The 15424-nt window shown below is 70.1% G+C and carries 14 protein-coding genes; 5 read left to right on the top strand and 9 right to left on the bottom strand.

Going from position 1 to position 15424, the window contains the following annotated elements; translation table 11 throughout:
* Positions 1-2: 2 nt before the first annotated feature.
* Together CH341_RS05355 and CH341_RS05350 are read right to left on the bottom strand one after the other, a co-directional pair.
* Positions 3-752: an SGNH/GDSL hydrolase family protein gene (locus tag CH341_RS05355; protein WP_111418000.1), complete on the bottom strand. Its 750-nt coding sequence runs from the start codon at positions 750-752 to the stop codon at positions 3-5.
* On the bottom strand, positions 749-1906 hold the full coding sequence (locus CH341_RS05350; protein ID WP_111417999.1) for an OpgC domain-containing protein: 1158 nt from the start codon (positions 1904-1906) through the stop codon (positions 749-751). The genes CH341_RS05355 and CH341_RS05350 overlap by 4 nt, the downstream gene beginning before the upstream one ends.
* Before the next feature lie 258 nt (positions 1907-2164).
* Between CH341_RS05350 and apaG the strand changes: the two genes are divergently transcribed.
* Positions 2165-2560, top strand: coding sequence for a Co2+/Mg2+ efflux protein ApaG (apaG, locus tag CH341_RS05345; protein WP_111417998.1), 396 nt, complete (start codon positions 2165-2167; stop codon positions 2558-2560).
* 42 nt (positions 2561-2602) lie between these two features.
* Here the strand turns inward: apaG and CH341_RS05340 are convergent, their stop codons facing one another.
* From CH341_RS05340 to CH341_RS05330, 3 genes are all read right to left on the bottom strand, one after another.
* A complete protein-coding gene (locus CH341_RS05340) occupies positions 2603-3607 on the bottom strand; it encodes an Hsp33 family molecular chaperone (protein WP_111417997.1) in 1005 nt (334 codons plus the stop codon).
* Positions 3608-3737: 130 nt separating this feature from the next.
* Complete coding sequence (argF, locus tag CH341_RS05335; RefSeq protein WP_111417996.1) at positions 3738-4661, bottom strand: ornithine carbamoyltransferase; 924 nt, start codon at positions 4659-4661, stop codon at positions 3738-3740.
* The gene (locus CH341_RS05330) at positions 4658-5878 is read right to left on the bottom strand and encodes an aspartate aminotransferase family protein (RefSeq protein WP_111417995.1); all 1221 of its coding nucleotides are present in this window, start codon (positions 5876-5878) and stop codon (positions 4658-4660) included. The genes argF and CH341_RS05330 overlap by 4 nt, the downstream gene beginning before the upstream one ends.
* 346 nt (positions 5879-6224) lie before the next feature.
* Here CH341_RS05330 and CH341_RS05325 point away from each other — a divergent pair, with 346 nt between their 5' ends.
* Positions 6225-6725 (top strand): GcrA family cell cycle regulator, encoded by a 501-nt coding sequence (locus tag CH341_RS05325; protein ID WP_111417994.1) that lies wholly within the window; start codon positions 6225-6227, stop codon positions 6723-6725.
* Positions 6726-6961: 236 nt separating this feature from the next.
* Here the strand turns inward: CH341_RS05325 and gpmI are convergent, their stop codons facing one another.
* From gpmI to CH341_RS05310, 3 genes are all read right to left on the bottom strand, one after another.
* On the bottom strand, positions 6962-8479 hold the full coding sequence (gpmI, locus tag CH341_RS05320; protein ID WP_111417993.1) for a 2,3-bisphosphoglycerate-independent phosphoglycerate mutase: 1518 nt from the start codon (positions 8477-8479) through the stop codon (positions 6962-6964).
* Between the two features lie 212 nt (positions 8480-8691).
* Positions 8692-9594 carry a bifunctional helix-turn-helix domain-containing protein/methylated-DNA--[protein]-cysteine S-methyltransferase gene (locus CH341_RS05315; protein ID WP_111418012.1) on the bottom strand — a complete coding sequence of 301 codons (903 nt, stop codon included), beginning with the start codon at positions 9592-9594 and terminating at the stop codon, positions 8692-8694.
* Between the two features lie 18 nt (positions 9595-9612).
* Positions 9613-10155 (bottom strand): DUF2244 domain-containing protein, encoded by a 543-nt coding sequence (locus tag CH341_RS05310; RefSeq protein ID WP_111417992.1) that lies wholly within the window; start codon positions 10153-10155, stop codon positions 9613-9615.
* A gap of 71 nt (positions 10156-10226) precedes the next feature.
* Here CH341_RS05310 and nth point away from each other — a divergent pair, with 71 nt between their 5' ends.
* Entirely contained in the window at positions 10227-11006 is a 780-nt protein-coding gene (nth, locus tag CH341_RS05305) for an endonuclease III (RefSeq protein ID WP_111417991.1), read from the top strand.
* Between the two features lie 3 nt (positions 11007-11009).
* Here nth and CH341_RS05300 read toward each other — a convergent pair whose 3' ends face one another.
* The gene (locus tag CH341_RS05300) at positions 11010-11783 is read right to left on the bottom strand and encodes a sulfate transporter family protein (protein WP_111417990.1); all 774 of its coding nucleotides are present in this window, start codon (positions 11781-11783) and stop codon (positions 11010-11012) included.
* Positions 11784-11981: 198 nt separating this feature from the next.
* Between CH341_RS05300 and CH341_RS05295 the strand changes: the two genes are divergently transcribed.
* Complete coding sequence (locus CH341_RS05295; RefSeq protein WP_111418011.1) at positions 11982-13430, top strand: flavin monoamine oxidase family protein; 1449 nt, start codon at positions 11982-11984, stop codon at positions 13428-13430.
* Between the two features lie 132 nt (positions 13431-13562).
* Positions 13563-15383 (top strand): ATP-binding protein, encoded by a 1821-nt coding sequence (locus tag CH341_RS05290; RefSeq protein ID WP_111417989.1) that lies wholly within the window; start codon positions 13563-13565, stop codon positions 15381-15383.
* Positions 15384-15424: the final 41 nt, after the last annotated feature.

The raw sequence follows: 15424 nt of genomic DNA, 5'->3' as shown, positions 1-15424 counted from the left end.
GATCAATCGTTTGCCTTACGCTCCTGCCTTGTCAAGGCGGCACCGTCGAGAACCAGCCGCGCGAGCAGGCGCCCGAAGCATTCATGCACCCGTTCGGCCATGTCCATCTTCTTGGTGGCGGCGTTCAGATCGAACACGCCGGCCTCGTTCCAGTGCTTCATCACGGCGAAGCGGTCGAACAGATTCACGGATTGCTGCAGTGCCACGAAACGCATCGCGTCGGCATACGCGGACAGCGCGATCATCGACTCGGTGCGCGGGCTGAACTGCATGTTCATCAATATGGTATCGGCACCGCCCTTGCGCAGCGCCTCGACCCCTTCGTCGAGCGCGAAGCGGAAATCCTCGGGGTCGATGCCGCGGATCGCGTCGGCCGTGCCGGTCTGCCAGATCACCAGCGCCGGCTTCTGGGCGGACAGGATCGCCGGGATCTCGCCCTGCATCTCGGCGGCGCTATGCCGGGGTTTCGCGTAGGTGCTCACCCGCACCGTGACGCCGGGCAGATCTGCGGCGAGCGCAGCCTCGAAGCGGCCCGGATAGGACTTGCTCGCGCCGCCCGTCCCGGTCAGCGCCGAGGACGCGCTGCCCATCACGGCGATCTCGAGCGACTTGGCGGCGATCGCGTCGGCGACCCGCGGCATGGCGAAGTCGGCCTGGACCAGCCCCTCGGGCACCTGACAAGCGAGCTCGGGCTCGGCCAGCGCGGGACCGGCGAGCAACAGGCCGAGCAGGGCGATGACCGCACGGGTCATGATGAGCTCCCGGCCGGATCGGCCGTCGGTTTCGACCGCGACCCGGAATGGCGTCCCTCGATCTGCTTGTACCAGGACATCAGGGCCGCCGCCGCTATCATAAGCACAACGCCGGAAACACTGACAAATACTTGCATCGGGATACCGTCGGAGAGTTCGGCCATGGCGAAGTGTGCAGCAAAAGCAAGGAACACGCCGAGACAGAAGATCTCCAGCGAATGCTGGCCGCAGACCACGGCCGGCCGCAGCCAGGGCGACTTGAGCGCCGGCCAGTGCGGCGGCACGAAGCGGATCGCCAGCACGGCGAGCGCGAAGAAATGCGCCACCCGCAGGACGTCCAGATTGGTCTTGTCGATCGGGTACATCCATTCCGCCAACGACTTCGGCACCCAGCGGGTCCACGGCGGCACGTACCAGGTGAGCACGATGGCGAAGCAGGCGATCAGATAGAGGATCGCCAGCGAGACCACCCAGGGCGACTTGATGATGTCGCCGATCCGCGTCATCCCGCCGAGCGCGCACCATGCGCCGAAGCAGAACAGGAGTTGCCAGGCGAACGGGTTGAACACCCAGTGACCGCTCGGATAGGCGGGCAGGTTGATGCCGAACTCCCAGGCGACCGCATAGACCGCGACACTGACGAACAGGGCGAGCGTCGGCTGCCGCAGCAGCAGCCAGATATAGGGCGGGAAGAACGCGAGCAGCACGATGTAGAGCGGCAGCACGTCCATGTTGGCCGGCTTGAACTTCAGCAGCAGGGCCTGCACCAGCGTCACGTCGGGCTGCTTCAGGAACTCGAACACGCCCATTTCTTCGGCATAGAGCGGGTTCTCGAAGCTCGCCGCCACATAGGCGATCTCGGCCATGTAGATGGTGAACAGGAAGATGTGCGCGACATAGACCTGCCAGGCCCGGCGCAGGACGCGGGCCGCCGCCACCACGAAGCCGCGATCCCGCATGGTCGCCCCGTAGACGAAGGCGGCCGTGTAGCCGGAGATGAACACGAAGATCTCGGTGGCGTCGCTGAAGCCGTAATTCCGAATCGTGATCCAGCTCACCACGTTCGACGGAATGTGGTCGAGGAAGATCAGCCAGAGCGCGAGGCCTCGAAAGAGGTCGAGGCGAAGGTCGCGTTCGGTCGGAACAGGCGGCATGCGGTCGCGTCCACGATCGACGGGCGGGTGGCGGGACGGGCGTGCCCTGGTCCCGTGACTCGGCGCGGCGTCGCTGTCGCGCCGTTCATATCACCGGGCCTGGACTATTGCGACGCAATGGGGCGATCCGGAGACGGACGCCCGCGGCCCGAGGCGGCGCGGGTGAGCCTCTGTGCGACGGTTCGTCCCGCCGCCCGCGAGCGGGTATAAAGGCCTGCGCACGCCCCGAATCGGGGCCGTACCGTTCCGAGGACCCCCATGTTCGTTACCCGGACCCGCGACATCGAAGTCAAGGTGACGCCGCGTTTCCTGCCGGAGCGCTCGTCGGCCGACAAGCGCTACTTCTTCTGGTCCTACACGATCGAGATCACCAATCACGGGGGCGAGACGGTCCAGCTCGAGAGCCGCCACTGGCGGATCACCGACGCGCTCGGCCGCCTCCAGGAGGTGCGCGGCTCCGGCGTGGTGGGCGAGCAGCCCGTGCTCGCGCCGGGCGAGTCCTACGAGTACACCAGCGGCGTACCGCTCACGACCGACTCCGGCTTCATGACCGGCACCTACACGATGGCGTCGGAGAGCGGCGAACGCTTCGAGATCGACATCCCGGCCTTCTCGCTCGACACCCCCCGCCAGCAGCCCCGCGTGGTGAACTGAGGGACGCCGCTTCACCCTCCCCTGGAGGGGTGAAGCCGAGCCCTACCCCTCGGCGCCGTCCTCCGGACCGACCACGGTCTCGGGATCGAACAGATAGCGGGTGTTGCAGAACTCGCAGGTCACCGCGATGCGGCCGTCCTCGACCATCTCGGCGCGCTCCTCCGCCGGGAAGCTCTTGAGGATGCCCTCGACCCGCTCGCGCGAGCAGGAGCATTTCGCCTCCACCTCGGCGGAGCGGAACACCCGCACGCCGTGCTCGTGAAAGAGCCGGAACAGCAGCCGCTCGGTCGACAGCGCGGGGTCGAGCAGCTCGACGTCCTCGATGGTCTCGACCAGCGCCTGGCCTTCGACCCAGGCGTCGTCCTGGGGCACCAGATGCGGCGCCGTGCCCTCCGGTGCGTCGCCCGGATCGAGGTCGGCAACCCGCATGCGGTCGCTCGACTTCGGCAGGAACTGCAGCATCAGGCCGCCGGCCCGCCATTTGCGCTGCGCGCCGCCGGCCGCCGCCGAATACTCCTCGGCGACGGCGAGGCGGACCCGGGTCGGGATCTGCTCGGAGCGCAGGAAGTATTCGTGCGCGGCCTCCTCCAGGGTGCCGCCGTCGAGCGCGACGAGGCCCTGGTAGCGGTTCATGTCGGCGCCCTGGTCGATCGTCATGGCGAGATGGCCGTGGCCGAGCAGGTCGCCGTCCGTCGGCGCCGTCAGGGCCGCGACCGCGGCAGCGTCGAACTGGGCATAGGCGCGCACCTGGCCGGGGCTGCGCCAGTCGACCACCAGCATGCGCACCGGGCCGTCCGTCTGGGTCTGCAGGATGAAGCGGCCCTCGAACTTCAGCGACGAGCCGAGCAGCACGGTCAGCACGATCGCCTCGCCGAGCAGGCGCGACACCGCGGTCGGATAGGCGTGGCGCGACAGGATCTCGTCGACCATCGGACCGAGCCGCACGGCACGGCCCCGCACGTCGAGCGCCGCCACCTCGAACGGCACCACGACGTCGTCGAGCGGAATCTGGCCCGGCTCCCGGGACGGAATGTTGATCTGGCTCATCTGTCTTCCTGGCGCAGGGTCGTGACGGACACGCAAAATCCGCGCCCGGCGGGGCGCGCCGGCGCGGACAAAGCGGCTGCACTCCGCCTGGGTTGCGTTCCGCCCGGGGCGGCGTGTCTGCCCTAGATAGTCACTGAGCGGCGGCTTGGAAGCACCAGGCCAGGATGCCCTTCTGGGCGTGCAGGCGGTTCTCGGCCTCGTCGAACACCACCGACTGGGGTCCGTCCATGACGCCGGCCGTCACCTCCTCGCCGCGATGGGCGGGCAGGCAGTGCATGAACACGGCGCCGGGCGCGGCCTTGGCCATCAGCCGCTCGTTGACCTGGTAGGGCTTGAGGAGGTTGTGGCGGCGGGCGCCGTCCTCGTCGCCCATCGACACCCACATGTCGGTGAGCACGCAGTCGGCGCCGGCGACCGCCTCCTCCGGATCGGTGCCGATCCGGATCGCGGCGCCCGAGGCCTTCACCCAGTCGACCAGGGCCGGCTTGGGGGCGAGCTCGGGCGGGGTGGCGATGGCGAGCTCGAAGGCGAAGCGCTCGGCGGCGTGCATCCACGAGGTCAGCACGTTGGAGGCGTCACCCGTCCAGGCGATCCGACGTCCGCCGATCGGGCCGCGATGCTCCTCGAACGTCATCACGTCGGCCATCACCTGGCAGGGATGCGACAGCTTGGTGAGGCCGTTGATGACCGGCACGGTCGCCTCGCGCGCCAGCTCCTCGACGCGGGCATGGTCGAGCGTGCGGATCATGATGGCGTCGACGTAGCGCGACATCACCTTGGCGGTGTCGGCGATGGTCTCGCCGCGGCCGAGCTGCAGCTCGCTGCCGTTGAGCACGATGGTCTGGCCGCCGAGCTGGCGCATCGCCACGTCGAACGACACCCGGGTGCGGGTCGACGGCCGGTCGAAGATCATGGCCAGCATCTTGCCGGCGAGCGGCGCGGCGTGGCCGTTGGTCTTCTGGGCGGCCTTCATGGCTAGGCTGGCATCGAGCATCCGGCGCAGCTCGGCGGCCGGGATGTCGATCAGGTCGAGGAAATGCCGAACTCCACTCACCCTTTCAGTCCTTCGAGTTTTGGCGCGGCCCCCTGCGCAGCCCCGGCGGCGCGCTCGAGACGGGTCGCAGCCCGGTCGATCCTGGTCACGGCTTCCGCGATCTCGGTCTCGTCGACGATCAGCGGAGGCAGAATCCGCACGACATTGTCGCCGGCCGCCACGGCGAGCAGCTTCTCGTCGCGGAACGCGGCGATCACCCGGTCGTTGGGCACCACGCAGGCGAGGCCGAGCAGCAGGCCGGCGCCGCGCACCTCGCGGAACACGGCCGGATGCCGGTCGCTGACCTCGGCGAGACGTTGCTTGAGCAGCAGGCCCCTGCGCTGGGCGGCCTCCAGGAAGCCGTCGGCCAGCATCACGTCGAGCACGGCGTTGCCGGCCGCCACGGCGAGCGGATTGCCGCCGAAGGTCGAGCCGTGGGTGCCGGGCGTCATGCCCTTGCCAGCCTCGGCCGTGCACAGCACGGCGCCGATCGGAAAGCCGCCGCCGAGCGCCTTGGCGAGGCCCATCACGTCGGGCGTGACGCCGACGCCCTGATGGGCGAACAGCGTTCCGGTGCGGCCCATGCCGGTCTGCACCTCGTCGAACACCAGCATCAGGCCATGCGCGTCGCACAGATCGCGGAGCCCGCGGAGAAACTGCGGCGTGCCGACCCGGACGCCGCCCTCGCCCTGCACGGCCTCGACCAGGATCGCGGCCGTCTCGGGCCCGATCGCCTTCTCGACCGCGTCGAGGTCGCCGTAGGGGACCTGGTCGAAGCCCTCGACCGGCGGGCCGAAGCCTTCGAGGTACTTCTTCTGGCCGCCGGCCGCCAGCGTCGCCAGGGTGCGGCCGTGGAACGCGCCTTCGAACGTGATGATGCGCACGCGCTCGGGCTGGCCGTTGGCGGCGTGGTACTTGCGCGCCACCTTGATGGCGCCTTCCATGGCCTCGGCGCCGGAATTGCAGAAGAACACCATGTCCGCGAAGCTCGCCTCGCACAGGCGCGCGGCGAGGCGCTCGGCGGCGGGGACGCGGAACAGGTTGGAGACGTGCCACACCTTCTCGGCCTGCGCCCGCAGCGCCTCGACCAGAGCCGGGTGGGCGTGGCCGAGCGCGTTCACGGCGACGCCGCAGTGGCAGTCCAGATAGCGTTCGCCCGTCGTCGAGACGAGCCAGGCGCCTTCACCCCGCTCGAAGGCGAGGTCGGCGCGTGCATAGGTCGGCATCAGGTGCGACATGGCCGAACTTCTTCTCGCGGCTCATGAAATGAATCGTGCCGCCTCCAGGGGCGGCACGCTGCGGTCATTTTAGGACGGGGCGCCGCGCTGTCAACCGCGCGGGTTCCATACGTCATCTCACGTACGGACTCGAAACGGCCATGAATTGTGGATGCAATACTGGGGACTCTTGCGCGGGACTCGCGCGATATAGTAGCGTTTTATTCGCTGACATACGATATCTCGTGCGGCGGACTGATCTCTAAGTTTCACTGCTGTTCTGCGTACCCGCCGGTGGAGAGGCACCCCCGGCGGCGTTGGTGGATTCTGAGAGGTTGTTCGCTCGTTGCGGGGCCAAGAGGAACATATGTGGACCGACGAGCGCGTGGAACTACTCAAGAAGCTTTGGAACGACGGTCTCTCCGCGAGTCAGATCGCCGTCGAGCTCGGTGGGATCACCCGCAATGCTGTGATCGGGAAGGTCCATCGGCTGGGCCTGTCCGGACGCGCCAAGAGCCCCGCGGCGGCGGTTCCGCGGCAGCGTAAGCCTCGGGCGGCGGCCCCGATGCTGCGCGTCACGCGGCCGGCGATGCGTGGCAACACGGCATTGGCGCGGGCCCCCGTCTACGAGGTCGAGTACGAGCAGGAGGTCGATGCGGTCGCCACCGTGGTGCCGATGGGCCAGCGCTGCACGCTGCTCGAGCTCAACGAAGGCAAGTGCCGCTGGCCGGTGGGCGACCCCGGTTCGCAGGACTTCTTCTTCTGCGGCGGCCGCACCTCCGAAGGGCTGCCCTATTGCGGCTACCATGCGCGGATCGCGTACCAGCCGGTCGATCGCCGCCGCGACAAGCGCCTCGTGCGGAGCTGAGCGGCGTCGACCGATTGCTCGGTCGCCACCGCGGCCGTCGTGTCGTCACGACTGTCGGGTCCGCGTGCGGACCCTCGAGATCACCTGTCGCTGATCTTCGATGGTCCGCGGCGGCTCGGCGGGTGGCGACAGGCCGGCTGCGCATCGGATCGGTCGCCCCGAAACGACACCGCCGCCCTGGAGGCGGCGGTCCGGTCGGCGCTCGTGGCGGATCGGCGCGTCAGCGCATCAGCGCATCAGCGCATCAGCGACTTGCCGGTCATCTCCTTGGGCTGCGGCAGCTCCATGAGCGCGAGCAGCGTCGGCGCCAGGTCGGCGAGCCGGCCGTCGGCGAGGCTCTTGGCGTCGCTGCCGAACAGCATCACGGGCACCGGGTTGGTGGTGTGCGCCGTGTGCGGCCCACCCGTCACCGGATCGCGCATCAGCTCGCAATTGCCGTGGTCGGCGGTGACCAGCACGGCGCCGCCCATCTCCCGGATGGCCTCGACGATGCGGCCCAGCCCGGTGTCCGCCGTCTCCACCGCCTTGATGGCGGCCGACAAGATCCCGGTGTGGCCGACCATGTCCGGATTGGCGAAGTTCAGCACGATCAGGTCGTACTTGCCGGACCGGATCGCCGCGACGGCCTTGTCGGTCAGCTCCGGCGCCGACATCTCGGGCTGCAGGTCGTAGGTCGCCACCTTGGGCGACGGGACCATGATGCGGTCCTCGCCCGGAAACTGCTTCTCCTCGCCGCCGTTGAGGAAATAGGTGACGTGCGGGTACTTTTCCGTCTCGGCCATGCGGAGCTGGGTGCGGCCGGCGTCGGCCGTCACCTGCCCGAGGCCGTTGGCCAGGCTGTCGGGCGCGAAGATCGTCCCCATGAAGACGTCGAGCGCCTCGCTGTACTGGGTCATGCCGACCGCCGTCGCGAACTTTATGACGCGCGGACGGGCGAAGCCGTCGAAGGCGGGGTCGAGCAGCGCGCCCAAGATTTCGCGCACCCGGTCGGCCCGGAAGTTGAAGCAGAGAATCCCGTCGCCGTCCTTCATCCCGGCGTAGTCGCCGATCACGGTCGGGACGATGAACTCGTCGCCCACATTGGCCGCATAGGACGCCGCGATGGCGTCGGCCGCGTCGTCGAAACGGGCCCCGACCGCCTCGGCGATCGCGTCGTACGCCTTGCCGACCCGGTCCCAGCGCTTGTCGCGGTCCATCGCGAAGTAGCGGCCGCAGACGGTGGCGACCGGCACGGTCGGCGGCAGGTCGGCGACGAACTTCGCCACGTAGTCGGCGCCCGAGCGGGGCGGCGTGTCGCGGCCGTCGGTGAGGACATGCGCGACGGTCGGGATGCCGGCGAGCGCCAGGATGCCGGCGACGGCGGCGCCCTGATCCTGGTGCGAGTGGACGCCGCCAGGCGAGACGAGGCCGATCAGGTGGCAGGTGCCGCCGGTCTCGCGCAGCCTGTCGATCAGGCCGACCAGCGCCGGCAGCTTCTCGATCTCCCCGGTCGCGATGGCGTCGCTGATGCGCGGCAGGTCCTGCATGACGACCCGGCCGGCGCCGATGTTGAGATGGCCGACCTCGGAATTGCCCATCTGCCCGTCGGGCAGGCCGACATCCTTGCCGGAGGTGCGCAGGAAGGCGTGCGGGCACGTCGCCCACAGCCTGTCGAAGGTCGGGGTGTTCGCCTGCCGGACGGCGTTGTCGGCGGCGTCCTCGCGCCAACCCCACCCGTCCAGAATGACCAGCATGACGGGACGACGCGTCTGCATGTCGGTGATCTCCCTGCCCGCGCGCGAAACCCGCTGCGGCCGGCGCGGCGCACCGACTAATGGGACGCCCCACCGCCGCCGTCAACGGCCGGTGAGGGAATACCGAGGCGCGCGGGACCGGAGGCCGGACGGCACGTGTACACTGTCGGACAGGTGCCGAGCGGAGCGCCTCGGCCGGGACGAGCGAAGGCTCGCCCGCCCGGCGGGAAAGCTCAGTCGCCGCGCTGGCCGGACTCCCAGCCGATCATGGCGCGCTTGCGGGTGAGGCCCCAGTGGTACCCCGTGAGGGCGCCGCTCTTGCCGATCACCCGGTGACACGGCACCACGAAGCACACCGGGTTCTTGCCGACCGCGGCGCCGACCGCCCGCGCCGCCTTGGGCGAGCACACCGTGCCGGCGATGTCCGAATAGGTGGTCACCCGGCCGAGCGGCACGCGCAGCAGCGCCTCCCACACCCGAACCTCGAAATCGGTGCCGATCAGCACGATGCGCAGCGGCCGGTCGGCCCGCCAGGCGGCCGGGTCGAACACCCGGCGGGCCAGCGGCGCCGTGCCGGGCTGGTCGCGCACATAGGTGGCGTTCGGCCAGCGGCCCTGCATGTCGGCCAGCGCCCCGTCCTCCTGCCCCGCATCGGCGAAGGCGATGCCGCACAGGCCGCGGCTCGTCGCCATCACCAGGGCGATCCCGAAGGGCGAAGGATGGAAGCCCCAATGCAGCACCAGGCCGGCGCCGCCGGCCTTCCATTCGCCCGGCGACATCGCCTCGTGGGTGACGAACAGGTCGTGCAGCCGGCCCGGGCCGGACAGGCCGACCTCGTAGGCGGCATCCAGCACACTCGCCGACTCGCGCAGCAGCTTTCGCGCATGGTCGAGGGTGAGCGCTTGCAGGAAGGCCTTGGGCGTCAGGCCGGCCCAGCGGCGGAACAGCGCCGTGAGGCCGTCCGTGGTGAGATCGGCGGCGCGCGCCACCGCCTCCATGTCGGGCTGGGCCCGCCAATGCTCGGTCATGTAGGCGATCGCTCGGCGAACCCGGTCGTAATCGTCGGCGGCGCGCAGGAGGGGAGCCTGATCCGTGCGACGCGCGGGCAGGATCTCCACCGGATCGGTCAGGGTCATGGTGCTCATGATGCGAGCTTAGGGACCGGGTTCGGAGGGATCCACCCGATTTCCGAGAAAGGCGGCGGGCGCCCGCGTCGGCCCCCGCTTCGCCTCCCCGATCGCCGCCGCCAGAGCCCGGGCGAAGTCCTCGCGCTCGGCCGGCGACAGCCAGTAGCCTACCACCACGCGGCGGCCGTGCGACACCAGCGCGAGGCGCAGCAGCCCGAAATCCGGGTCGGTCTCGCGGTCGAGCCGCACCCAGACCGGGTTGAGCGTCCATTCGGCGATCGCGCCGGTGTGGTCGACCCGCCGCACCGTGAGGAGCGACGGCGTTACCAGCACGTGCTCGTGGGCGACGGCACTCCGGTTGTTGACCCGGAACGCCCAATAGACGAGGGCGACGTCGAGCCCTAGAAAGCCCGTCACGGGCCACGCACCGGCCAGGACGAAGGCAGTTCCCAGCACGGCTCCGGCCGCGGCCAGGATCAGGATCACGATCCGGACGCCGGCCCGGCCGAGCGAACGGTGCGGGGTCACGACCGCCGAGAACAGGGTCGGCTCGTTGAACAGGGCAGTCATGGGCACCGACGGGGGTTCGGGTCCATCGAGGATTCGGGCCGGGTCGTGACGACAACACGGGTGACGCGACGATGATCCGCAAGCCGGCCACCGGCGGGGACAAAGGAAGCCGCAAGCCGAAGCCCGCGGTCAAGAGGGGCGGCGCGGCTGCCGCCCGGCCGGGCAAGCGCGCGGCCAAAGGCCCGGTCGAGCCGAGGCTCCTCACCCCGGCCGAGATCGAGGAGGTCTTCCGCCGCTTCCGGGAGAAAAACCCCGAGCCCAAGGGCGAGCTCGAGCACATCAACCCGTTCACGCTGCTGGTCGCCGTGGTGCTGTCCGCCCAGGCGACCGACGCCGGCGTCAACAAGGCGACCCGCGGCCTGTTCGCGGCCGCCGACACGCCCGAGGCGATGATCGCGCTCGGCGAGGCGAAGGTCCGCGACTTCATCAAGACCATCGGCCTGTTCAACACCAAGGCCAAGAACGTCATCGCGCTGTCGCAGCAGCTCGTCGCCGAGCACGGCGGCATCGTGCCGTCGACCCGCGAGGCGCTGGAAAAGCTCCCGGGCGTCGGCCGCAAGACCGCCAATGTGGTGCTCAACATCGCCTATGGGCAGGAGACCATGGCGGTCGACACCCACATCTTCCGGGTCGGCAACCGCACCGGCCTCGCCCCCGGCAAGACGCCGCTCGAGGTCGAGACGCGCCTCGAAGCCGTGGTGCCGAAGCCCTACCGGCTGCATGCGCATCATTGGCTGATCCTGCACGGCCGCTACGTCTGCACGGCGCTGCGGCCGCGCTGCCCGGTCTGCCCGATCGGCGACATCTGCCGCTGGCCCGAGAAGACGACCCTGGTCGCGCCGGCCGGGTGACGCTCAGAAGCGCGAATCCACGTGTCCATGCGGCGGGCCCGGAAAGCCCGACGGGTCGGCCTCCAGCCGCCGCCGCTCGGCCGCGATCCGCTTGTGGAGATGCACCATGAAGGCGGTGGCGAACAGCGGCGTCGCGAAATTGACGATCGGGATCAGCACGAAGGCGGCGATGAACAGCCCGCCGCCGACGATGCGGGTGCGGTTCTCGCGCCACATCGCCTTGGCGTCGCGGATCGGCTGCTGACGGACCGCCGCGATCAGGAAGTACTCGCGGCCGAGCAGATAGGCGGTGGCGAGGAAGAAGGCGACGGCACCGAGCCCGCCGATCAGCAGGAACGGCGCGGCGCACAGATAGATGCCGAGCGCCAGCAGCGCCGTCTTGATGCCCTCGACGATGGAATAGAAGAGCGGCGGCGCGATGCCGGGCGGATCCTCCGGATAGTGGACGCGCTCGACCTCGGCCGCGATGTCGTCGGCGAAGAAGCTGGCGACCAGCGAGGTGACGGCCGGCATCAGGAAGATCGCCCCGGCGAACAGCCCGGCGCCGAGCGCGATGGCGAGGATCCAGCCCAGCACCGAGAGCGGATTGTGCGCGGCCGGCCCGAGCGTCGTCTCCATCCAGACGCCGCCTTCGCCGCCCAGCCAGGCGACGAGCTGATAGAGCCCGACCACCAGGACGGCGAGCAGCAGGAGCGCCAGCCCGGCCGACTTGAGCAGCACCGAGCGGAACGGCGGCGACGTCATCTGAGCAATGGCCAGGGAGGCGGCACGCAGCATCGGGACTCCTCGAGGCGCGCGCTTGCGGCCCACGATCTGATCCATCGCCGCCAAAGGCGGCCGCTCTGAGGTAGAGGCCCGGCGGCGCCGCGGCAAGAGCGGGCCGGCAGCGCCGCGCGACGACGCGTCGTCCACATCGGGGTTTGCGGCGCGGGCCCCCTTGAGGCAAGTTGGGTTCCGAGGGAGGCCACCCCGATGCTGCCGATCGACCGCCGACGCTTTCTCGCCGCGGCCGCCGCGCTCGCCCTGCCGGGCGGCGCGCTGGCGCAGGGCTCGGGCGAGGTCGACATCGTGGTGATCGGGGCCGGCGCCGCCGGCATCGCCGCGGCGAGGCGGATCGCTGCGGCGAACCGCCGCTGTGTCGTGGTCGAGGCCAGCGACCGGATCGGCGGACGCTGCGCCACCGACACCAAGATTTTCGGCATGCCGTTCGATCGCGGCGCCCACTGGCTCTACGGCGCCGACGTCAACCCGGTGGCGAAGCTCGGGCCCGGCACCGGGCTCGACGTCTACGCGGCCCCGCCCGGCCAGAAGGTGCGGATCGGCCGGCGCTATGCGCGGGAGGGCGAGCTCGAGGACTTCCTCTCCGTGATGGTGCGCACCAACCGCGCCATCATCGAGGCGGCCCGCGGCAAGGCCGACGTCTCCTGCCTGCAGGCCCTGCCCAAGGATCTGCTCGAATGGCGCAACACGGTCGAGTTCATGCTCGGCCCGCTGCCCTACGGCAAGGATCTGCGCGAGCTCTCGGCCGTCGACGTCTCCAAGGCGGCGGAGCGCGACAGCCCGGCCTACTGCCGCGAGGGCCTCGGCGCCCTGCTGGGGCGCCTCGCCGGCGGCCTCGCGGTGCGGCTCTCGACCCCGGCGACCCGGATCAACACCTGGGTGCGCGGCAAGGTCGAGGTCGAGACGACGCGCGGCACCATCGTGGCTCGCGGCGCCATCATCACGGCCTCCACCAACGTGATGGCGGCCGGCAAGATCAGGTTCGATCCCGAGCTGCCCAAGCGCCAGCTCGACGCCTTCTCGCGCCTCTCCCTGGGCAGCCAGGATCATGTGGTGCTGGAGCTCGCCGGCCAGCCGCTCGGGCCGCAGGCCGACGACCTGATCTTCGAGAAGGCCGACAGCGCCCGGACCGCCGCGATGCTGGCCAACGTGTCCGGCACCCCGCTCTGCATGATCCAGCTCGGCGGCAAGCTCGGCCGCGACCTCGCCGCGCAGGGCGAGGCCGCCATGGTCGACTACGCCCAGGAGTGGCTCGCCAAGCTCTACGGCAGCGACATCAGAAAGGCGGTCCGCCGCACGCACGCGACGCGGTGGAACCAGGATCCTTGGGTGATGGGCGCCGCCTCGGCCGCCAGCATCGGCGGCCAAGGCTCGCGCGCCGCCCTGACCGAGCCGGTGCGCGACCGCATCTGGTTCGCCGGCGAGGCCGTGCACGAGACCCAGTGGGGCACGGTGGGTGGCGCCTGGCTGTCCGGCGAGCGCGCCGCCGAGGCGGCGATGCGGAAGTTCGGCTGGATCACCACGCCCCGCCCCTCCGGCGAGCCGGCCCGCGAGCCGACCCGGAAGCCGCGGCGGCAGCCCGCTCCGACCGCCGCCCCGGCGGTCCAGCCCCCTACCCGCTCCGGACTGCACTGGCCGTTCTGACCCCCGGTCTCGATGGCGGCCGGAAGGTGCCATGCAACCACCGCGTTAACGGAACGTCAGCCGACCTCTTGGTAGTGTCTTCGGCACGACGGCCGCTCCGGTTGCGGCCCGGTTCCGGAGAGTCACCCCACCATGCAGTGCCCCGATTCGGGCAGCGACGGCCTCGGCCATGTCGTCTCGGTCCACGGCTCGCAGGCGACGGTCGGGCTGTGCGAGCACATGACCGGCACGACGCGCGCCACCGTCGGGGCGTTCATGACGATCGCCAGCGGACCGGCCGTGCTGATCGGCGTCGTCACCAGCGTGACCCGGCTGACCCGGACCTACGTCCACGACCAGGACGTCGTCGCCGCGGCACAGCTCGACCTCATGGGCGAGATCGTGGCCGACGAGCACGACCGCCTGCGCTTCCGCCGGGGCATCAATCATTATCCGACCATCGGCGACACCGTCTCGCTGATCGACCGCGACGCGCTCCGCGTGGTGTACGACATCACGGGCGGCAACACGGTCGACATCGGCCATCTGCAGCAGGACCACGCGATCCCGGCCTGCATCGACGTCGACGACATGCTGAGCAAGCATTTCGCCGTGCTCGGCTCGACCGGAGTCGGAAAATCGAGCGGCGTCGCGCTGATCCTGCAGCAGACGCTGGCGAAGCGCCCGGATCTCCGGGTTTTCCTGCTCGACGTGCACAACGAGTACGGCCGCTGCTTTCCGGATCAGGCCCAGACGCTCAATCCGCGCAATCTCAAGCTGCCGTTCTGGCTGTTCAACTTCGAAGAGATCGTCGACGTCTTCTTCGGCGGCCGGCCCGGCATCGGCGAGGAGACCGAGATCCTCTCCGAGGTGATTCCGATCGCCAAGGTGAACTACCTGCAGTACCGCCAGGGCGGCCCGGACCGGCCGACGCTCAAGCGCCTCGACCCTCGCAGTACCGGATTCACGCCCGATACGCCGGTGCCGTACCGGCTCGCCGACCTGATCGCCCTGATCGACGAGCGCATGGGCAAGCTGGAGAACCGCTCGTCGCGGATCGTCTATCACAAGCTGATCCAGCGCATCGAATCGGTCGCCAACGATCCGCGCTACGCCTTCATGTTCGAGAACGCGAATGTGGGCGGCGACACCATGATCGACGTGATCTCGACGCTGTTCCGGCTGCCGCCGAACGGCCGGCCGATGACCATCATGCAGCTCGCCGGCTTCCCGGCCGAGGTGGTCGATTCGCTGGTCTCGGTGCTGTGCCGGATGGCGTTCGACTTCGGCCTGTGGAGCGACGGCGCCGTGCCGCTGCTGTTCGTCTGCGAGGAGGCGCATCGCTACGCCTCGGCCGATCGCTCCGTCGGCTTCGGCCCGACCCGCAAGGCGGTGTCTCGCATCGCCAAGGAGGGCCGCAAGTACGGCGTCTATCTCGGCCTGGTGACGCAGCGTCCGGCCGAGCTCGACCCGACCATCATCTCGCAGTGCTCGACCTTGTTCGCCATGCGGATGGCGAACGACCGCGACCAGGCGCTGCTGCGATCGGCCGTGTCGGACGCGGCCGCCAATCTGCTCGCCTTCGTGCCGTCGCTCGGCACCCGCGAGGTGCTGGCGTTCGGCGAAGGCGTCGCGCTGCCGACGCGCCTGCGGTTCCGCGAGGTGCCGTCGCATCTCCTGCCGCGCAGCGAGGCGCTGGGCAGCGCCAAGGTCGACCCCACGACCGGCTACGACCAGGCCTTCGTCGCCGCGGTGCTGGAGCGCTGGCGCGGCGCCACCATGGCGGGGGCCACGGGCCGCGCCGACGAGCCCGGCGGAGCCGACGAGTTCTCGGCGCTGCCGGCGAGCCACGGGCTCGATCCCGATCGCTTCAAGATTCTGAAGAAGCCGCTGACGTCCGGTCCCGCTCCGGGTGCACCGACGTCACCAGGCTCGCCGCGGCCCTCCAACGGATCGGGCGGCTGGACGCGGTGAACCCCGAGCAGCCGTCCCGGGGCGGCGCGTCGGCGCCGAGC

Origin of the sequence: Rhodoplanes roseus, assembly GCF_003258865.1 — a bacterium.
In the GTDB taxonomy this organism is placed as follows: Bacteria; Pseudomonadota; Alphaproteobacteria; order Rhizobiales; family Xanthobacteraceae; genus Rhodoplanes; species Rhodoplanes roseus.
Note: the sequence above shows the minus strand (reverse complement) of the source record. Positions and strands in the feature narration are given on the sequence as shown.